This window comes from Serratia sp. CY32780 (assembly GCF_052169135.1).
Taxonomy (GTDB): domain Bacteria; phylum Pseudomonadota; class Gammaproteobacteria; order Enterobacterales; family Enterobacteriaceae; genus Serratia; species Serratia sarumanii.
This window is the reverse complement of record NZ_JBJNLI010000001.1, coordinates 2,071,679-2,090,295: the sequence shown is the minus strand read 5'-3', so window position 1 is coordinate 2,090,295 and position 18,617 is coordinate 2,071,679. Positions and strand designations below refer to the sequence as shown.

17 protein-coding genes are annotated in these 18,617 nt (G+C 61.1%); 12 read left to right on the top strand and 5 right to left on the bottom strand.

The window, feature by feature from the left end:
• Positions 1 to 13: 13 nt before the first annotated feature.
• Positions 14 to 232 carry a DNA-binding transcriptional regulator gene (locus ACJ8HH_RS10090; RefSeq protein ID WP_033643461.1) on the top strand — a complete coding sequence of 73 codons (219 nt, stop codon included), beginning with the start codon at positions 14 to 16 and terminating at the stop codon, positions 230 to 232.
• A 327-nt stretch (positions 233 to 559) separates the two neighbouring features.
• The gene (gene lpxO / locus ACJ8HH_RS10085) at positions 560 to 1,462 is read left to right on the top strand and encodes a lipid A hydroxylase LpxO (RefSeq protein WP_033634956.1); all 903 of its coding nucleotides are present in this window, start codon (positions 560 to 562) and stop codon (positions 1,460 to 1,462) included.
• A gap of 37 nt (positions 1,463 to 1,499) precedes the next feature.
• Here the strand turns inward: lpxO and chaA are convergent, their stop codons facing one another.
• Together chaA and ACJ8HH_RS10075 are read right to left on the bottom strand one after the other, a co-directional pair.
• Positions 1,500 to 2,603, bottom strand: coding sequence for a sodium-potassium/proton antiporter ChaA (chaA, locus tag ACJ8HH_RS10080; protein ID WP_033647747.1), 1,104 nt, complete (start codon positions 2,601 to 2,603; stop codon positions 1,500 to 1,502).
• A 294-nt stretch (positions 2,604 to 2,897) separates the two neighbouring features.
• The gene (locus ACJ8HH_RS10075; protein WP_033634954.1) at positions 2,898 to 3,716 is read right to left on the bottom strand and encodes a siderophore-interacting protein; all 819 of its coding nucleotides are present in this window, start codon (positions 3,714 to 3,716) and stop codon (positions 2,898 to 2,900) included.
• Positions 3,717 to 3,846: 130 nt separating this feature from the next.
• On the opposite strand from ACJ8HH_RS10075, the gene chaB reads away from it, so the two are divergent.
• The 9 genes from chaB (at position 3,847) to ACJ8HH_RS10030 (ending at position 13,151) form a co-directional block, all read left to right on the top strand.
• Positions 3,847 to 4,074, top strand: a complete 228-nt coding sequence (gene chaB, locus ACJ8HH_RS10070; RefSeq protein WP_033647745.1) for a putative cation transport regulator ChaB — start codon at positions 3,847 to 3,849, stop codon at positions 4,072 to 4,074.
• Between the two features lie 253 nt (positions 4,075 to 4,327).
• A complete protein-coding gene (locus ACJ8HH_RS10065; RefSeq protein ID WP_074025832.1) occupies positions 4,328 to 5,023 on the top strand; it encodes a gamma-glutamylcyclotransferase in 696 nt (231 codons plus the stop codon).
• A 302-nt stretch (positions 5,024 to 5,325) separates the two neighbouring features.
• Positions 5,326 to 6,279, top strand: coding sequence for an HTH-type transcriptional regulator Cbl (cbl, locus tag ACJ8HH_RS10060; protein ID WP_033634950.1), 954 nt, complete (start codon positions 5,326 to 5,328; stop codon positions 6,277 to 6,279).
• Positions 6,280 to 6,454: 175 nt separating this feature from the next.
• A complete protein-coding gene (locus ACJ8HH_RS10055) occupies positions 6,455 to 8,023 on the top strand; it encodes an ABC transporter substrate-binding protein (protein ID WP_033647743.1) in 1,569 nt (522 codons plus the stop codon).
• Positions 8,023 to 9,078 carry an ABC transporter permease gene (locus ACJ8HH_RS10050; RefSeq protein ID WP_033647742.1) on the top strand — a complete coding sequence of 352 codons (1,056 nt, stop codon included), beginning with the start codon at positions 8,023 to 8,025 and terminating at the stop codon, positions 9,076 to 9,078. The genes ACJ8HH_RS10055 and ACJ8HH_RS10050 overlap by 1 nt, the downstream gene beginning before the upstream one ends.
• Complete coding sequence (locus ACJ8HH_RS10045) at positions 9,075 to 9,944, top strand: ABC transporter permease (RefSeq protein WP_043147604.1); 870 nt, start codon at positions 9,075 to 9,077, stop codon at positions 9,942 to 9,944. Before ACJ8HH_RS10050 ends, ACJ8HH_RS10045 begins: the two co-directional genes overlap by 4 nt.
• Positions 9,934 to 10,776: an ATP-binding cassette domain-containing protein gene (locus tag ACJ8HH_RS10040; RefSeq protein WP_197766229.1), complete on the top strand. Its 843-nt coding sequence runs from the start codon at positions 9,934 to 9,936 to the stop codon at positions 10,774 to 10,776. Before ACJ8HH_RS10045 ends, ACJ8HH_RS10040 begins: the two co-directional genes overlap by 11 nt.
• Complete coding sequence (locus ACJ8HH_RS10035) at positions 10,773 to 11,444, top strand: ABC transporter ATP-binding protein (RefSeq protein ID WP_033634942.1); 672 nt, start codon at positions 10,773 to 10,775, stop codon at positions 11,442 to 11,444. The genes ACJ8HH_RS10040 and ACJ8HH_RS10035 overlap by 4 nt, the downstream gene beginning before the upstream one ends.
• Before the next feature lie 132 nt (positions 11,445 to 11,576).
• A complete protein-coding gene (locus ACJ8HH_RS10030) occupies positions 11,577 to 13,151 on the top strand; it encodes an ABC transporter substrate-binding protein (protein ID WP_043147603.1) in 1,575 nt (524 codons plus the stop codon).
• A 312-nt stretch (positions 13,152 to 13,463) separates the two neighbouring features.
• On the opposite strand, the gene ACJ8HH_RS10025 is transcribed toward ACJ8HH_RS10030, so the two are convergent.
• Positions 13,464 to 14,222: a prepilin peptidase gene (locus ACJ8HH_RS10025; protein ID WP_406894910.1), complete on the bottom strand. Its 759-nt coding sequence runs from the start codon at positions 14,220 to 14,222 to the stop codon at positions 13,464 to 13,466.
• A gap of 429 nt (positions 14,223 to 14,651) precedes the next feature.
• On the opposite strand from ACJ8HH_RS10025, the gene ACJ8HH_RS10020 reads away from it, so the two are divergent.
• The gene (locus ACJ8HH_RS10020) at positions 14,652 to 16,163 is read left to right on the top strand and encodes a YchO/YchP family invasin (protein ID WP_197814725.1); all 1,512 of its coding nucleotides are present in this window, start codon (positions 14,652 to 14,654) and stop codon (positions 16,161 to 16,163) included.
• Here ACJ8HH_RS10020 and narL read toward each other — a convergent pair.
• Positions 16,160 to 16,810 (bottom strand): two-component system response regulator NarL, encoded by a 651-nt coding sequence (gene narL / locus ACJ8HH_RS10015; protein WP_016927346.1) that lies wholly within the window; start codon positions 16,808 to 16,810, stop codon positions 16,160 to 16,162. The genes ACJ8HH_RS10020 and narL overlap by 4 nt on opposite strands.
• A 10-nt stretch (positions 16,811 to 16,820) precedes the next feature.
• Complete coding sequence (narX, locus tag ACJ8HH_RS10010) at positions 16,821 to 18,605, bottom strand: nitrate/nitrite two-component system sensor histidine kinase NarX (protein ID WP_043147601.1); 1,785 nt, start codon at positions 18,603 to 18,605, stop codon at positions 16,821 to 16,823.
• Positions 18,606 to 18,617: the final 12 nt, after the last annotated feature.

Genomic DNA, 18,617 nt, shown 5'->3' with positions numbered 1-18,617 from the left:
GAGGTGATAAATTATGTTTCATTGCAATATCTGCGGAACTGCTGCACACGCTCGCTCAAGTCGTTATCTCAGTGAGAACACCAAAGAGCGTTATCACCAGTGTCAGAACATCAATTGCAGTCATACATTTGTCACCATGGAAACCATCGAGCGCACCATTATGAAGCCCGGCCATGTGGTGCCGGTATTGCCGCACCCAAACAATTACGGTCAGCAAAGCATGTTGATGTAACCGAACGAACAAGCCCCGGAAATCCGGGGCTTTTTTTCGAAGTGTGGTCAATGCGTGGACACGCTTAGAAGTAAATCCTTTTACTTCAAATGACTAATGTATCTTTGCTAGGCCGCTTCGGCGGCCTTTCTTATCGCCCCTCATTTATCATTTCGTTTAACCTTTGTGTAAATTATTGTGGTTTTTTGTATAGATTTTCGTTGAGTTAGCGTCAATGATTAGTGAGTGCCAGATTGGCGCGCAATTTGCCTGTGCCGCCAAAAGGACATTATCTGGGGTGTGCGCCGCGCGGCGCATAGCGTGTAGGTTCCTTGATGCGATTCAAACATGAAATACATCGTTCTGATTTTGCTTATTTTATGCGTCGTCTATGTGCATTACCGCGGACGGGTGCGCTACAACGTGTGGCGGCAGCTGTCTGACCATTCCACCTTTACCGCACCATTGAACGTCTTCATGTATCTGTTTTCCCGCGTGCCGACCACGCCGTACCTGAAGCCGGAGCAGTTTCCTGAGCTGGCGGTGTTGAGAGATAACTGGGAAACCATCCGCGACGAAGGACAGAAGCTGATGGAGATCCAGCAGATCAAGGCGTCCGATCAATTCAACGACGCCGGTTTCAACTCGTTTTTCAAGACCGGTTGGAAGCGCTTTTATCTGAAATGGTATGAAGACAGCCATCCTTCGGCCATGACCCTGTGCCCGCAGACCACGGAACTGCTGCGCAGCCTGCCTTCGGTCAAGGCGGCGATGTTCGCCGAACTGCCGGACGGCAGCCGTTTGCCGCGCCACCGCGACCCTTACGCCGGTTCGCTGCGTTATCACCTGGGGCTGATTACCCCCAACGATGACCGCTGCTTCATTGAGGTGGACGGCGAGCGCTACAGCTGGCGCGACGGGGAAGGCGTGATGTTCGATGAAACCTATCTGCACTACGCGGAAAACCAGAGCGGGCAGAACCGTCTGATCCTGTTCTGCGACATCGAACGGCCGATGCGCTACCGCTGGGCGCAGGCGGTGAACCACTGGCTGGGGCGCAATCTGATGAGCGCCGCCACCGCGCCGAATGAAGAGGGCGATCGCACCGGCGGCGTCAACAAGATGTTCAAATACATCTATGCGATACGCCGGGTGGGGAAACGCCTAAAGGCCTGGAATCGCACCGGTTACTACATCATCAAGTGGATTTTGTTCGGGGGGATCGCCGCGGCGATATTCTTCTCGGTATAAACGAAGGCGGGGGCGCACGGTGTGCGCCCCTTTTTGATCAGGCGAAGATAGTCATCATGTAGGCGGCGAACAGCGCCAGGTGGGCGGTGCCGTTCAGCACGTTGGTGCGGCCGGTCGAGAACGACAGCTGGCACAGCAGCAACACCGTCAGCATCACCACGATATGCGGCGTTTGCAGGCCGAAGATCAGCGTCTGCCCGGTCAGGGTGGCGATGATGGTGACCGCCGGCACGGTCAGGGAGATGGTCGCCAGCACCGAGCCGAAGAACAGGTTCATGGCGCGTTGCACCTGATTGTTCAACACGGCGCGCAGCGCGCCCAGCCCTTCAGGCGACAGGATCAGCAGCGCCACCAGGAAACCGGTGAACTGCGCCGGCGCGTTCATTTTGGTCAACAGACCTTCCAGCGGATTGGCGTTGAACTTGGTGACGGCGATAACCGCGATCAGGTGCACGATGAGCCAGGCGGCATGCCAGGCGCTGCTGTGGGAAGAAGGCTTGCCGTGATGCGGGTCGCCGTCGTCGTCTTCATGCTCGTACACGAACAGGCTCTGGTGGGTTTTGGTCTGGATCACCAGGAACACGCCATACATGGCGGCGGAGATCAGCGCTACCAACAGCGCTTGCCCGGTGCTGAAGTTGCCGCCCGGCAGCGCGCTCGGGAATACCAGCACAATCACCGCCAGCGGGAAAATCGCCATCAGGTACTGTTTGATGCCGCCCAGATTGACGTACTGGGTGGCGAATTTGCGCCCGCCGAGCAGCAGCGCGAAGCCGACCAGGCCGGCGGAAACGATCATGATGATGGAGTACAGCGTGTCGCGCATCAGCGCCGGCGCGGCGTCGCCGGTGGCCATCAGCGCCGAGATCAGGCTGACCTCGAGGATCACCACCGACAGGCTGAGGATCAGCGAGCCGTAGGGTTCGCCCAACCGGTGAGCCAGCACGTCGGCGTGGCGCACCACGCTGAAGGCGCTGCTGAGGATCCCCACCAGCGCGAGAATATTGATGCCGACGATCAGCGGAAAGTTAGCGGTGCTGCTCCACAGGTTCAACACCACCAGCGCGGCGATGGGGAAGATCAGCGAGTATTCGGTGTGGCGAGATTTGGTGGATCGGCCAGGATCGTGTTGCGACTTCATGAGGGTGACACTCCTTCTCAAACAGCGTAGCCCGTCGGCGCCGGTCGCCGTGGCACGGCAACTCTGCGTTTCCAGTAGGTATTTTATATTAGGATACACCCGCGGCGCCGGTGTGATGTTGTTTTTATCTGAGAAAGCAATTGCTTGCTTTATGTGATCAGGGTAGCAAAAAAACCGCACGGGGTGCGGTTTTATTTACTTACTTTTACGCAGTAACGCCAATTTTTAACGTTAGATTTGAGAAAAGTCGTGTTTACTCATTTACCGCTTGGTTAATCAAGGAAAATGAGACCGTCAGTCATCAATATTATCCATGATTTCATGCCGTTTATTGTGGTAACCCTCTTCATTTAGCCCCTCACGCCAGTAAGGTACGGCATAAAGACGATTGCGATCGCATTGGCGTTCACGGCGCAGGTAGCGGCGCAACCCCACCACCAGGCGATCTTCACCGGCGAGCCAGAAGTGCGCTTCGCCCTGCGGCAGGGACTGTGCGCGGAACTGAGCGATCAGTTCGTCGGTTTTCTCCGTGCCGCCGACGATCCAATTGACTTCAACATCAGCGGGTTTTTTCAGGTCAATCATGTCAGCGGTGCTGTCGACGCGGACGAAAGCGCGCCCGGCGCTGTGCGGCGGCAGGTTTTCCAGCAGCGCGGCCAGCGCAGGCAGCGAGGAAGGATCGCCCGCCAGGCAGTAGAAATCGGCCGCCGGCAGCATCGGTTTGGGGCCGCCCGGGTTGCTGATACCGATTTTATCGCCGATTTTCGCCTGGCGCGCAAAGTCGACCGCTGGGCCTCGGTGATCGTGAATCGCAAATTCGATGTCCACTTCCGCCTGTTCCGGGCGCACGGCGCGAATGGAATAGGTGCGCACGATCGGGCGCACGGCGTCCGCGGCCCAGCGCGGGCCGTTTTCGGTCAGCGTCGGCAGATCCGGCTGAGTTTGGTCGGCGAGCGGCAAAAAGACTTTGATGTGCGCAGCGGCGGCGTTGGCCGGGTAGTAGCGCAGATCGGGCGCGGTAAAGGTGATGCGGCGCAGGTGCGGCGTAATGTCCTGCACGGCGCTGACGGCGATCAGGTAGGGGGCGCGTGAGCGAGGGGCTTCGGTAGTCACGGGGATCTCCTTATAGTTCGTTTGGCGGTGAGTATACCATGCCGTTTGATAATGAGAATTGTTTGCTCATTGAGGCGCAATCGCCTGTGAGCTAGGCTTAAGGCTCACGCAATACGCACGGGAGGACGTGATGCCATACCAAGACACGAACGACTTGCCGGACAATGTGAAGCATGTGCTGCCGGCCCATGCGCAGGCGATTTATAAAGAAGCGTTCAACAGCGCCTGGCAACAATATCGGGATCCTGAAGATCGACGCGGTGACGCCGGCCGGGAAGAAACGGCGCACAAGGTGGCCTGGGCAGCGGTCAAACAAAGCTATCGCAAGGGTGACGATGAGCGCTGGCACAAAAAGTAACGCCTTTCATGCCCCGGTAAAAATCGCGCAGACGTTATGCTGACCTCGGCAATTAATATTATTGCTGCTCAGTACAAATACTTTTCCACGTTAACGCCGCTTTGCAACTTGATTGCGCGGCGGGAAAAGAATATGGTCATTATTAATCGGAGCGGTTATTGAATTAATAAAATTCCGCACTAAAAAATAAAATTGCAAAGGTTCAGTAGTGGCGAGGGAGGACGAGAAATCGTATTCCCGGGAGGTTGTAACAGTGTTAACGCGAGATTTTCTGCAAAAAGCGGATTGCAAAACCGCCTTTGGCGCTATTGAGGAGTCGCTGTTGCTGACGCCTGAACAGCGCGCAGCCTCGTTGGCGTGCACATTATCGCGCCGGCCGGATCACAGCCCGGTATGGGTATTCGGTTACGGTTCGCTGATGTGGAATCCGGTTTTCGAATCGGAAGAAGTGCGGCCAGCCATACTGCAGGGCTGGCATCGGGCGTTCTGCATGCGTTTGACCGCCGGGCGCGGCACGCTTCATCAGCCGGGGCGCATGCTGGCACTGAAAGAGGGCGGCCAGACCACCGGATTGGCGTTTCGTCTGCCGGAAGGCAAGCTGCGCGAAGAGCTGGAGCTGCTGTGGAAGCGCGAGATGATCACCGATTGCTACGTGCCGACCTGGTGTGAGCTGCAGCTGGAGGGCGGTGAGGCCGTCACGGCGCTGGTGTTCGTGATGAACCCGCAGCATCCGCTGTTTGAAGCAGACACCAGCCACCAGGTGATCGCGCCATTGATCGCCAGCGCCAGCGGCCCGCTGGGCACCAACGCGCAATACCTGTTTGCGCTGGATAACGAGCTGAAGCACCACGGCATGCAGGATGATTGCATCGGCGATCTGGTGCGTTACGTGCAGCAATGGTTGCAGCAGAACCGCCCCGGCGCTTTCGGGGCCGAGGCCACGGCCTGAGGCGTTGGCGGGGCGGCAGACAGTAAAGGGCTCAGCGTGCGGAGCCCTTTTTCATATATCTAATACCTCTATTTAATAACTTTATTCTGCATGATTATTTAAGCCCGTCTCTTTGTATGGTTATTTATCTCGTTATTTTTAAAGCCATTCATCATTTTCCTCCGTCTTCACACCCCGAGAGTCACGATAAATAATTCACTTAGTATTAAATTGCATAACTAAAGGCTATTTCTTATTTGTTCAGCCCCGCAGGACTCCGTATCAATATGGCAGACGCTACCGCAAGAAACAGGGAGACGGGGATGAACTTTCAACAATTAAAAATTATTCGCGAATCGGCGCGCTGCAACTACAACCTGACCGAGGTCGCCAATACCTTATTTACTTCGCAGTCCGGCGTCAGCCGGCATATTCGCGAGCTGGAAGAAGAGCTGGGCATTGAAATATTCATTCGCCGCGGCAAACGGCTGTTGGGCATGACCGAGCCCGGCAAAGAGCTGCTGGTGGTGGCGGAACGCATTCTCAACGACGCCAACAACATCCGTCGCCTGGCGGACGTCTTCAGCAGCAACGATTCGGGGCAGCTGCATATCGCGACGACGCACACCCAGGCGCGCTACAGCCTGCCGGGGGTGATCAAAGAGTTTCGCGCACTTTATCCACGGGTGCGGGTGGTGCTCAATCAGGGCAGCCCCGAAGAGATCGTCTCGATGCTGGCCGCCGGCGAAGCCGATATCGGCATCGCCAGCGAGCGGCTGATGAGCGACGAGTCGCTGGCGGCGTTCCCGTACTACCGCTGGCATCACACCATTTTGGTGCCGGAAGGGCACGAGTTGACGCGCCAGCCGCAGGTGACGCTGGAGATGCTCAGCACCTTGCCGCTGATCACTTACCGCCAGGGCATTACCGGGCGCGCGAAGCTGGATGCGGCGTTCAAAGCGGCGGGCCTGACGCCGGACATCGCGCTCAGCGCGCAGGATTCCGACGTAATTAAAACCTACGTCGAACTGGGATTGGGCGTGGGCGTGCTGGCGGACATGTCGTATGAAAAAGAGCGCGATCGCGGGTTGGTGAGCCTCAACGCCGAGCACCTGTTTGAACCCAATACGGTATGGCTGGGCCTCAAACGCAGCCAGCTGCAGCGCAACTATGCCTGGCGCTTTATCCAACTGTGCAACCCGACGCTGTCGCTGACCGAAATCAAGGACAAGGTTTTCTCGTCGCAGCTGGATGCGGTGATTGACTACCAGATTTAATCGATAAGCGGCAGGCAACCCCTGCCGCGCATTCCGCATCGCTCCCCTAATAATCAAAATCCCATCTATATACATAAAAAGAATATCTATAGTGATTTAAGTACCTTCAGCTGCCGATCGTGCTCGCATACACTCGCGAAATTATTATAAATTCCATCCGCTTGGAGAGTTTCAGATGAAAGCGCTCGTTCCTTCTTTGCTGTTTTTAGCCGTGGCGGCCAGCGTTAACGCGCAGGCGGCGACGCCGGCCAACACGCTGGTGATCGCGCAGTCTATCGATGACGTGGTCAGCTTTGACCCGGCCCAGGGATTTGAGTTAACCACGGTGCAGTCGTTCAACAGCCTGTATCAACGTCTGATCCAGTCCGATCCGCACAACCCTATCGATCTCAAGCCAACCCTGGCCAGCAGCTGGCAGGCCGGCGCCGACAATCGCAGCCTGACTTTCAGCCTGCGCCCGGACGCCAGGTTCGCCAGCGGCAATCCGCTGCGGCCGGAAGACGTGATCTTCTCGCTTTCACGGGTGGTAAAACTCAATCTGGAGCCGTCGTTTATCCTGACGCAGCTGGGTTGGAACGCGAAGAACGTGGAGCAACACCTGAGCAAGGTGGATGACCACCAGGTAAAAATCAGCTGGAGTGAAAACGTCAGCCCAGCCTTCGTGCTCAGCCTGCTGTCGGCGCCGGTATCGTCGATCGTCGACGCCAAAGAGGCGCTGGCGCACCAGCAGGGCGACGATCTGGGGCACCAATGGTTGAACAGCCACTCCGCCGGCAGCGGCCCTTACAAAATCCGCACCTATGTGCCACACGAGGTGGTGGTGCTGGACGCCAACCCAGGCTCGCCGGAAGGGGCGCCGACGCTGAAAACCATCCTGATCAAAAACGTGCCCGATCCGGCCGCGCGCCGTTTGCTGATCGAGCAGGGCGATGCCGATATCGCGCGCAACCTGGGGGCAGACCAGATGGCGGCCCTGAAGGGCAAGCCGGGCGTCAAACCGTTGGCCATTCCTTACGCCTCGCTTTATTTCCTGCAGTTCAACGCCAAGGCGTCGCCGGCGCTCGGCAATCCGGCGTTCTGGGAGGCGGCGCGCTGGCTGTTCGATTACCAAGGCATCGCCGACGATCTGCTGAAAGGGCAGTTCCAGAGCCATCAGGCATTCCTGCCGGACGGTTATCTGGGTGCGCTCAAGGATCAGCCGTACAGCTTCAATCCACAGAAAGCCAAAGAAATACTGGCCAAAGCGGGGCTCAGCAACGTCAGTTTCCGTCTGGACGTCAACAACCAGCCGCCGTACCTGGATATCGCCCAGGCGTTGCAGGCCAGTTTTGCCCAGGGCGGCGTGAAGGTGGAACTGGTGCCGGGCATCAGCTCGCAGGTCTCCACCAAGGTGAAAACGCTTAACTACGATGCGACGCTGACTTCCTGGGGGCCGGATTATTTCGACCCTAACACCAACGCCGCAGCCTTCGCCTACAACCCGGAAGACGGCAGCAAGACGCTGGCCTGGCGCGCCAACTGGCAGATCCCGGCGCTGAGCAAGCTGACGCTGGCCGCCACCGCGGAAAACGACACCGCCAAACGGGTGGCCGACTACCAGCAACTGCAAAAACAGGTGCAGCAAAGCTCGCCGTTCGTCATCGGCCTGCAGGCGCGCAGCCTGATTGCGGTGCGCGACAACCTCAAGGGCTATGTGCAGGGCATCAACCCTGACATGGTGTTCTACAGCAAGGTCAGCAAGTAATGGCCGCTGAACTGTCCGCCTCCGCCGGGGCGGCCCGGCGGTATTGGCGCTGGGGCGGGCGGCTGCTCGGCGGCGCGCTGTCGCTGGCGTTGACGTTGCTTGGCCTGCTGCTGTTCACCTTCATGCTGTCGCATCTGGCGCCGATCGATCCGGCGCTGCAGGTGGCGGGCGATCATGCCAGCGAAGCCACCTACGCACAGGTGCGGCATGAGTTGGGGTTGGATCAGCCGTTGCCGGTGCAGTTTTGGCGTTATCTGGTGCACCTGGCGCACGGCGATTTGGGTATTTCGCGCATAACCGCCCAGCCGGTGTTGAGCGATTTGCTGCGTACCTTCCCGGCGACGGTGGAGCTGGCCACTTGCGCCATTATCCTCGGCGCCCTCGGCGGCATTACGCTGGCGTTTCTGGCGGTGCTCAAACCGGGCAGCTGGCTGGATAACGCGGCGCGTCTGCTGTCGCTGATCGGTTATTCGGTGCCGATTTTCTGGCTGAGCCTGCTCGGGCTGCTGCTGTTCTACGCCACGCTGCACTGGTCGGCGGGGCCGGGGCGGCTGGACGACATCTACCTGTACAGCATGGAGCCGCGCAGCGGTTTCGTGTTGATCGACAGCTGGCTGTCCGGCGATCGCGACATGTTCTACAACGCCATCGGCCACCTGTGGTTGCCGGTAGTGGCGTTGGCGCTGTTGTCGATGGCGGGCATTACTCGGTTGCTGCGGGCGGCGATGCTGGAAGAGTGCAACAAGGAATACGTGACGCTGGCGCGTTCCAAGGGGGCCGGGCGCCTGCGCATTCTGCTGCGCCATGTGTTTCCCAACGTGCTGGGCACGCTGATCACCGTACTGTCTCTCTCTTACGCCAGCCTGCTGGAGGGGGCGGTATTGACCGAAACGGTGTTCGCCTGGCCCGGCGTCGGGCGTTACCTGACCTCGGCGCTGTTTGCCGCCGATACGCCGGCGATCCTCGGTGCCACGCTGCTGATCGGCACCTGTTTCGTGCTGTTGAATGCGCTGGCCGACGCCTTGACCTATTTAGTGGATCCGCGAACCCGATGAGCCAATATCTCTCTGAACACGAACCGCAAAGCGAGCCGGCCGTCGGTTACCGCCGTGGCCGGCGCCTGACCACGCTGACGCTGGGCACGGCGCTGGTGGCGATTCTGATCGTCACCGCGCTGCTGGCCCCGTGGCTGGCGCCTTTCGATCCCAATCTGCAGCATATCGAGCTGCGGTTACTGCCGCCTTCCGCCGCACATTGGCTGGGCACCGACGGCTTTGGCCGCGACTTGCTCTCCCGCGTGATTTACGGCGCGCGGCCGACGCTGATTCTGGTGTCGCTGATTCTGGTGTTGACCATTCCCATCGGCCTGCTGGTCGGCATTGGCGCCGGTTATCTCGGCGGCTGGGTAGAGCGCATTTTGATGCGCCTGACCGACATTTTTCTGTCGCTGCCGAGCTTGGTGATCGCGCTGGCGTTCGTGGCGGTCATGGGGCCGGGGCTGATGAACGGCGCGCTGGCGCTGGCATTGACCAGCTGGCCGGCCTTTGCCCGCCAGGCGCGGGCCGAAACCCTGGCGCTGCGCCGCAGCGATTACCTGGCGGCGGCGCGCATGCAGGGCATCAACGGGCTGCGGCTGATGGTCGGCCATATTTTGCCTTTATGCCTGCCGAGCGCGGTGGTGCGCGCAGCGCTCAGCCTGGGCGGCATCATCCTGTCCGCCGCCGGTCTAGGGTTCCTCGGCATGGGCGTCGCGCCGCCGACCGCCGAATGGGGCTCGATGGTGGCCGAAGGCAGTAAAGTGATTTTCGACCAATGGTGGGTCGCCGCCGCGCCGGGCGGGGCGATCCTGTTCGCCAGCCTGGCGTTTAACCTGCTGGGCGATGGCCTGCGCGACAAAATGGATCCTCGTCATGGACACTGATAACACCTTATTGACCGTCGAACGGTTGGCGATCGGCGTGCCGGGGCCACAGCCGGTGGCGCTGGTGAAGCATATTTCGTTCAACATGGGGCGGGAGCGGCTGGCGCTGGTCGGTGAGTCCGGCTCCGGCAAATCGTTGACCGCGCGTGCGCTGATGGGGCTATTGCCGCCGCCGTTGCAGCTGCAGGCGCAGCGCCTGACGCTGGGCGATGAAGACTTGACGCGCCTGAGCGAGCGCCAGTGGAGCAGGCTGCGCGGCGACCGGGTGGCGATGGTGATGCAAGATCCCAAGCATGCGCTGAATCCCAATCAGCCGATCGGCCGTCAGGTGGAGGAGCCGCTGGTGCTGCATGCGAAGCTGAGCCGCGCCGAGCGGCGTGAAAAAGTGCTGGAAATGCTGGCGGCGGTGGGCTTGCCCGATCCGGCTGCGCTGTGCCGCCGCTATCCGCATCAGCTCTCTGGCGGCATGGGGCAGCGGGTGATGCTGGCCATTGCGTTGATCAACGATCCACAGCTGTTGATTGCCGACGAACCGACTTCGGCGCTGGATCACCAGATGCGCGATCAGGTGCTGCAGCTAATAGAAAACCTGGTGGCGCAACGCAATATGGGGCTGATCCTGATCAGCCACGATTTGCAGCAGGTGGCGCACCACTGCGAGCGGGTGCTGGTGATGTACAAAGGCGAGCTGTTGGATCAGCTGCCGGCAGCAAAGCTGGCGCAGGCCACGCATCCTTATACTCGCACGCTGTGGGCGTGTCGGCCGAGCCGCGAGACGCGCGGCAAACCGCTGCCGGTGCTGGATCGCGCGCTGTTGGAGACGTTGAAATGAGCGTGATTGCACTGGAGAACCTGAGCGTCAGTCACCGCCAAGGCTACGAACTGCGCACCGTGGTGCATGAGGTTAACCTGCGCATCGAGCCGGGCGAGTGTTTCGGGCTGGTGGGGCCTTCCGGCTGCGGCAAGTCCTCGTTGCTGTGGGTGCTGGCCGGGCTGAATGGCAGTTGGCAGGGCGGCTTTGAGTTGCTGGGGCGGCGCCTGCAGCCGGGCCAGGCGTTTACCGGCGAGCTGCGGCGCGAGGTGCAGATGGTGTTTCAGGATCCCTATGCTTCGCTACACCCCAAGCACCGGCTTTTGCGTACGCTGTCGGAGCCGCTCAAACTGCTGCAGGAAAGCGACATTGAACGTAAAATCAGCGCGGGCTTTCGCCAGGTGGGGTTGGATCCGCGCCTGCTGGAGCGCTACCCGCATCAGCTGTCGGGCGGCCAGCGTCAGCGTGTGGCGATCGTGCGCGCATTGTTGCTGCGGCCGAAGCTGCTGTTGCTGGATGAGCCGACCTCGGCGTTGGACATGTCGGTGCAGGCGGAGATCCTCAACCTGCTCAACGAGCTGAAACAGGCGGGCGATCTGACGATGGTGCTGGTCAGCCACGATGCGGACGTGATTGACCACATGTGCGATCGTTCGGTGGCGATGGCGCACGGCCGCATCATCGTTTGACCCTATGCCCGCCAACGCGGCGGGCATATCCATCCTGGTAATAAATAAAGCAATTTATCGTCGTTCTTCCGTTAATTCTTACCCCCTACACTCGAAAAACAGCGCAACCGCGTGATAATGGAGAGTGTATCGATGAAACGGTTAATCCCAACCTTATTGTATGGCGCGCTGGTGGCCGCGTTCGGTGCGCAGGCCGCCACCCCGCAGGACACCTTGGTGGTGGTCAGTTCGCTGGAGGGCATTATCAGCCTCGATCCGGCGGAGAGTTTTGAAACCGTCAGCTCGGCCAATCTGGTCAACCTCTATCAGCGCCTGGTGGCGCCGGATCGCGGTGCGCCGCAAACGCTGGCGCCGGACGCCGCCGCCAGTTGGCAAGCGGGCGCCGATGGCCACAGCCTGATCTTTACCCTGAAACCGCAGCAGCGCTTCGCTTCCGGCAATCCCCTGCGGCCCGAAGACGTGATTTTCTCGCTGGTTCGCGCGGTGAAGCTGAACAAGGCGCCGTCGTTTATTCTCGGTGAGTTTGGCTGGACGCCGGATAACGTTGAGCAGCAGCTGAAGAAGGTGGGGGATAACCAGGTGCAACTCAGTTGGCCCGCCAACATCGGCAGCGAGTTGGCGTTGCGGCTGCTGACGGCGAATGTGGCCTCGATCGTGGATGAAAAGCTGCTGAACGAGCACGCGCAGCAGGGGGATTACGGCAATGCCTGGCTGCGCGGCCATTCCGCCGGCGGCGGCCCGTATCGGGTGAACAACTATGTGCCGCACGAAGCGCTGCTGTTTGGCCGCAACGACTATGCGCCGTCGCCGGCCCGGCTGAAAACGGTGTTGTTCAAGAACGTCAGCGACGCCGGCACCCGCCGTTTGCTGTTGCTGAAAGGAGATGCCGACGTGGCCTACGATCTGGGCGCCGACCAGTTCGACTCGCTGCGCAACGCGTCTGGCGTGCGCATCGAGCAGGCCGATGCGCCCCGGGTCTATTACCTCGGTTTCAACACCGGCAGCAAAGACAACCCGGCGCTGGGCAATCCGGCGCTGTGGCGGGCGGCGCGCTGGCTGGTGGATTATCAAAGCATCGCCGAGCAACTGCTGAAAGGGCAATATCGCGTGCATCAGGCCTTCTTGCCGCAGGGATTGGATGGGGCGCTCGACGATCGGCCGTTTACGCTCGACGTGGGCAAAGCCAAACAGATCCTGCGCGATGCCGGTATTGCCGAAGGTACGCGCCTCGATCTTATCGTCATCAATCAGCCGCCGTACACTGACATCGCACAGGCGCTGCAGGCCAGCTTCGCGCAGGCCGGGCTGCGGCTGGATATCCATCCGGTGGTGGAGAGCGACCTGTGGGGCAAGATGCGCGGCCGCGATTTTCAGGCGATCTTCACCTACTGGGGCGCCGACTACCTAGATCCGAACACCAACGCCAGCGCCTTTGCCTACAACGTGCCCGGTGGGCCGAAAACCCTGGCCTGGCGCACCCAGTGGGGCATTCCCGCCATCAGCGCGGAAACGCGTGCCGCGGCCGCAGAGGGCAACAGCGCCGCGCGCCGCGCACGTTATGCCGCGCTGCAACGGGAACTGCAGGCCAGCTCGCCCTATGTAGTGGCGCTGCAGGGGCAAACGCTGGTGGCATTGCGCGACAACGTCAAAGGTGCCCGGTTGGATATCGCCAACAGCATGCTGTATCTGGATCGGGTCAGCAAGTAGCGCCAACGCCGTGCGCCTGGCCGAGCTTTCTATCGCGCCAAAGGCCGCCCGTGCGTGAAATCGCTTGCTGCTGCAACCTGGAATCGTGAGAGGTTTTGTCAGGGTGAAATAAAATGAAATTTCATAACGTGCTCACATGGCGCTGATAAATTGGCGCTGAAAGGCGGCGTTGTTTACGTCTTTCACCGCGGTTGTCCGCAATGAGGCGGACACATCACCTCAGGAGATATTATGGACAATAACGGAAACGCTTCAGTGGAGCGCGCGGCAACCTGGCTCGCCGCCGGTGAGGTTGTGACGCCGGAACAGTTTTTATGGTTTCCAGCCACTGGCCAATCCGGCAACGGCCAGCACGGCAGAAGTGGCCGGATTGCTCAATCGGCTGATCGAGACGCTGAAGAACTCACCGAACAACGCCGGCGCGTTCTGGCCGGCGTTCATCAAGAGCAACAGCCAGCCGGCGGCCGCCAAGGCGATGCCGAAAGGTTGCGGCGTTCGCCAGGCGCGACGGTTGCGCAGGCCGCGCGCCAAGGCCATGCCTAATCCGAACATTGCCGCCAGGCAGACCAGCAGCGGCAGCATCGTCCAACCGAGCCAGGCGCCCAGCGCCGCCAGCAGTTTGAAGTCGCCTTGGCCGATGCCGTTACGCCGCCGCAGCTGCCGATAAAGCGCGTTGAGCAGCCACAACGCCCCGTAGCCGGCGGCGGCGCCGATAACCGCATCGTCCAGCGGCGCCCAGCGAGCGTCGAGATTGCACAGCAGCCCGCCCCACAGCAGCGGCTGGGTCAGCCGGTCCGGCAGCCAGCGGTGGCGCCAGTCCAGCCAGGCCAGGGCGATCATCAGCGCCGCGGCCGGCGGTAACCACAGCCGGTGTGCTGCCGGCGGGTCGAAAGGCAGCGTCGCCAACGCCACACCCAAGGCCGTCAGCAGCAGGCTGCGGCGGCGCAATCTCGGCGGGCTGGCGCGCACGGCCGCCGTTCGCTCCAGCCGGGTGATGAGCGCGAAGGCGACCATTCCTGCCGACAGCAGCGCGGTAAAAAACAGCGCGTGCCACAGTGAGAAAAGAAACATCAAGGCTCCGTCAGTCGTGAAACAGATGTTTAAAATAACGGCAAAATGCGTATTTCATCGGAGTGAAATGCGGTGGATTGTGAGAAATGCGCAGTCGTGCGCATTGCCACTTTAGGTATTGCAGAGTGATACAATGCCATGCGCGGTGGCGCGCAGCAGTGGGTTGCTGCGCTTTTTATCGGCAAAATCGGTGCTAAAAGGGTGTGAATTCACCTGGCGGCCGGAATGGAGCGGCCAATGGCGTAAGTGACGGCGTCACTGAGAGGTGATTGGGGTTTATCCTATTGTTTCTGCTCGTCAAGCCGTTAGGCTTTAAGGGAGAGGCGCCCCGACAGGCCGGGACGTAAGGTTTTTCAGATCTGCCGCGGGAAAGGCGGCAGCAAAGCAGTGGGTTGGCATGCTCCAGGAGGGAGGGAGGCCAACGGTGTCATGAAAGACGAAATTCAGGCAGGACTCATCAAAATCAAAAAACGACTCTGGCGCCGCCGCCGGGCGGCCTGGCTGGCCGGGCCGCTGGTGTGGCTGGCCGGCGCGGCGCCCGTGTGCGCCGAATCCCCGCCGGCGCCGGACGCCGTTATTTCTTCCGAACGGCAAGCCGCGGATCCGGCCGAGAGTTTGCCGGAGCTGGGCGGTGCGCCCGACGATGCCGCGCGCGAGAAGCAGTGGGCCGAGATGGCCAAGCAGTTTGGCGAAAAAGATCTGAATAACGTTTCCCGTCAGCAGATGCGCAGCCGCGCCGAGGATTACCTGCTCGGCCAGGCGGCCGACACGCTGCAGCAACAGGCGCAGGAGCTGTTGTCGCCGCTGGGCACCGCCCGGCTATCGCTGAAGATGACCGGTGAGGGGGACTTTACCGGCAGCAACGGGCAGTTATTCAGCCCGCTGTACGACGTCGACGGATTGCTGACCTACAGCCAGATCGGCTGGCTGCAGCAAAGCGCCGGGGCGCTCGGCAATTTTGCGCTGGGGCAGCGCTGGATCGTCGGCGACTGGCTGCTGGGTTACAACACGGCGCTCGACAGCGATTTCGCCCGGCAGCGCAATCGCGGCAGCGTCGGCGCGGAAGCCTGGGGAGACTACCTGCGTTTCTCCACCAACTATTACTACCCGCTGTCGGCGCTGGCGCAACAGCCCGGCGATGGCGTGTTTTTCAGCCGTCCGGCGCGCGGTTACGACATCACGACGCAAGGCTATCTGCCGTTTTATCGCCAGATCGGCGGTTCGCTCAGCTATGAGCAGTATCTGGGCGATAATGTCGATCTGTTTGGCAGCGGCAAAAAACAAAACGATCCGCGCGCGATGCAGCTGGGGCTCAATTACACGCCGGTGCCGCTGGTGACGATGAAGGCGCTGCATAAGATTGGCGCGGGCGGGCAGAGCCAGGATCAGGTCGAACTGGCGCTGAGCTATCGGCTCGGGGTACCGCTGGCGAAGCAGATTTCGCCGGAGTATGTGGTGCAGGCCAAGTCGCTGCGCGGCAGCCGCTATGATCCCATCGAACGCAAGAACGTGCCGGTGCTGGAATTCCGCCAGCGCAAAACGCTGCAGGTGTTCCTGGCCACGCCGCCGTGGAGCCTGCAGGCAGGGGAAACCGTGCCGCTGGTGCTGGAAATCAAGGCGTTGAACGGCATCGCTCACGTCAGTTGGCAGGGGGATACGCAGGCGCTGAGCCTGACGCCGCCGCACAACGCCAACGATCCGCAGGGCTGGACGGCGATCGTGCCGCCGTGGGACGACGCGCCGGGCGCCGCCAACAGCTACCGGCTGTCGGTCACGCTGGAGGACGAAAAGCAGCAGCGCGTGACCTCCAACTGGATAGAGCTGAAAGTGGCGCCGCCGCTGACGGCGACCGCCGGTGATGATGCGAGCCTGCTGCCGATCAAAACCCTGACGCCGCCGCCGATCCCGGCGCAAACCGGGCCGCTGTACGGCGGCGATTAACCGTTTTTACCCTGCAGCACCCACACCGCGGCCTCGACGCGGGATTTTAGCTTCATCTTTTTCAGCAGGTGTTTGACGTGCACCTTGACGGTGCTCTCGGTGATGGTCAGGCGGCGGGCGATCAGCTTGTTCGGCAGCCCCTGGGCGATCAGCTTCAGGATATCCCGCTCGCGCGGCGTCAATTGCTGAATATCGCGATCGGCGCTGGGGCGGTTTTCCCGCAGGCTGGCGGCGAGGATCGGCGTCAGCGTTTCGCTCAGCACCATCTGCCCGGCCGCCGCCTGATGCAGCGCCTTCAGCAGATCCTCCGGCTCCATGTCTTTCAACAGATAGCCGTCGGCGCCGCGTTTGAGCGCGCTGACGACGTCGTCTTCATGGTTGGACACGCTGAACACCACGACGCGCCCCGACAGGTCGGTCTGGCGCAGGCGATCCAGCGTTTCCAGCCCGTTGATGCCGGGCATGTTCAGGTCGAGCAGGATCAGGTCCGGGTCGTGCTGCTCCGCCAGCGTGACGCCTTGCTCACCGTTGCTGGCTTCGGCGATGACCTGCAGGCGGGCGTCCATGCCAATCAGCTGTTTTACGCCGTTGCGCAGCATCGGGTGGTCGTCTATCAGTAAGATTGTGGCGGCGGTTTCTGTCGTCATGGTGTCTCCGTTAGTCGATGGCGTGGTTATCCGGCGTGAAGCTGACCCGCACCTCGGTGCCGCCGCCGCTGCGCGGTAAAATATTGCAGCGGCCATGCAGGCTCTTGGCGCGATCGCGCATGATGATCAAGCCGTAATGGTCGGGGCGAGACGTCTCGGCCGGCAGGCCGCGTCCGTTGTCGCATACGCTCAGGGTCACTTCGCCCCGCTTGTTGATGACCTGAATGCTTACCTCGCTGGCGGCGGCATGCTTAAGGATGTTGCTGAGCGCCTCGCGGGCGATCTGCAGCAGGTGAATGGCCTGGTAAGCCGGCACCGTGCGTGGCCCCAGTTGGTAATCGAGGCTGATGGTCAGACCCAGTTTGGGATTGAACTCCGCCACTGTCGATTGCAGCGCCGCCAGCAGGCCCGGTTCGGTCAGTTGCAGGCGGAAGGTGGTCAGCAGCTCGCGCAGCTGGCGATAGGCGCCGTTCAGCTCTTCGCGCATCTGCTGCACCAGCGCCTGGCTGGCCGACGAGAGCGTTTCGCCCTGCATCTGCAGGCAGGCGATTTGCATTTTCAGGCAGGAAAGCGATTGGGCGATGGAGTCGTGCAGCTCGCGGGCGATCGCCGCCCGTTCTTCCATCAGCATCAGCTGCTGCTGATGGTCGACCTGACGCTCGATGGCCAGCACGCTGGTCAGCTGCTCCACCAGGGTGTTGATCAGCTGGCGGTGCTCATCGTTCAGCGGCTGTTGCGGCGCATGCTGTGCCACGATCACGCCGTAGTCGCCGAGCTTGTCGCTCAGGCTCCAGCTCAGCGACGGATTGTCGGGATGCTGGCGGTCGCTGTCGTTCAGGCAGGCGCTGCACACCGGGTTATGGCAATGCTCCGGCCGCAGCGGCTGGTTGCCGCTCAGCTGCAGCAGCGGTTCCCGGCTGTCGTTTTCATACAGTCGCACCTGAATGGCGCGCAGCGGCGTCAGGGTTTGCAGCTGGTTGAGCAGCGGCGTCAGGCGGCTGCACAGCGGCTCGCTGGCGTGCAGCAGGCGGCTGGCGCGATAAAGGAAGCTCAGCACCTGATTCTTTTGCTGCAGGTCCGCGGTCTTCTCGGCCACGCGCTGCTCCAGCCCGCTGTAGGTGGCCGACAGTTCGTCGGACATGGTGTTCAACGCGCCGCCGAGCGACGCCATTTCATCCTGATGGCCGCGCTGCGCGAAGCGGCGGCTAAAATCGCCGCGGCCCACCGCCAGCGCCATTTCCACCAGCTGTCGCCACGGATGCAGCAACCGGCGGCGCAGGTAGCAGGTGGTGCCGATCAGCAGCAGCAGGGTCAGCGCGATGAAGCCGGCCTGCACCAGCGTCACCATCAGCAGGCGGCGCTCGGTTTGCCTGTCGATATCCGACACCAGCTTATCCAGCAGCTGCACGAAGTGCGCCACCTGCGGCGCGGCGTCGGCCGGGCGCTGCGCGCTGCGCAGGCGTGGTTGCAGGGTCTGTTGCCAGTAGTCGCGCAAGGCGTCGAAAGGTTGCGTCAACCCTTCCTGCTCCACCGAACGCTGCAGATCGGGGCTGTTTTCGTCGCGCTCCAGTTCGCGAATCAACGCTTCATGCCGTTCATCCAGCGGCACCTGCGCCAGCAGACGGTAGCTTTGCATACGCAGTGAGCCGGCCTTGTTGATGGCGTGCGCATTGCCCTGAATGCTTTGCGACATCCAGGCGGAAATCCCCATGCCGGCCACGCCCAGAATGCCCGACAGCAACATCAGCAGGGCGACCTGATTCACGATCGAAAGCGGGGCCAACAGGCGTTTCATAAGCGCGGGTTC

Bases quoted from the DNA above. Each gene is read 5' to 3' on its own strand.
- cbl (WP_033634950.1), top strand. From the start codon at position 5,326: ATGAACTTTCAACAATTAAAAATTATTCGCGAATCGGCGCGCTGCAAC.
- ACJ8HH_RS10020 (WP_197814725.1), top strand. From the start codon at position 14,652: ATGAAAGACGAAATTCAGGCAGGACTCATCAAAATCAAAAAACGACTC.
- chaB (WP_033647745.1), top strand. From the start codon at position 3,847: ATGCCATACCAAGACACGAACGACTTGCCGGACAATGTGAAGCATGTG.
- ACJ8HH_RS10055 (WP_033647743.1), top strand. From the start codon at position 6,455: ATGAAAGCGCTCGTTCCTTCTTTGCTGTTTTTAGCCGTGGCGGCCAGC.
- ACJ8HH_RS10090 (WP_033643461.1), top strand. From the start codon at position 14: ATGTTTCATTGCAATATCTGCGGAACTGCTGCACACGCTCGCTCAAGT.
- ACJ8HH_RS10045 (WP_043147604.1), top strand. From the start codon at position 9,075: ATGAGCCAATATCTCTCTGAACACGAACCGCAAAGCGAGCCGGCCGTC.
- lpxO (WP_033634956.1), top strand. From the start codon at position 560: ATGAAATACATCGTTCTGATTTTGCTTATTTTATGCGTCGTCTATGTG.
- chaA (WP_033647747.1), bottom strand. From the start codon at position 2,603: ATGAAGTCGCAACACGATCCTGGCCGATCCACCAAATCTCGCCACACC.
- narL (WP_016927346.1), bottom strand. From the start codon at position 16,810: ATGACGACAGAAACCGCCGCCACAATCTTACTGATAGACGACCACCCG.
- ACJ8HH_RS10025 (WP_406894910.1), bottom strand. From the start codon at position 14,222: ATGTTTCTTTTCTCACTGTGGCACGCGCTGTTTTTTACCGCGCTGCTG.
- narX (WP_043147601.1), bottom strand. From the start codon at position 18,605: ATGAAACGCCTGTTGGCCCCGCTTTCGATCGTGAATCAGGTCGCCCTG.
- ACJ8HH_RS10030 (WP_043147603.1), top strand. From the start codon at position 11,577: ATGAAACGGTTAATCCCAACCTTATTGTATGGCGCGCTGGTGGCCGCG.
- ACJ8HH_RS10035 (WP_033634942.1), top strand. From the start codon at position 10,773: ATGAGCGTGATTGCACTGGAGAACCTGAGCGTCAGTCACCGCCAAGGC.
- ACJ8HH_RS10040 (WP_197766229.1), top strand. From the start codon at position 9,934: ATGGACACTGATAACACCTTATTGACCGTCGAACGGTTGGCGATCGGC.
- ACJ8HH_RS10050 (WP_033647742.1), top strand. From the start codon at position 8,023: ATGGCCGCTGAACTGTCCGCCTCCGCCGGGGCGGCCCGGCGGTATTGG.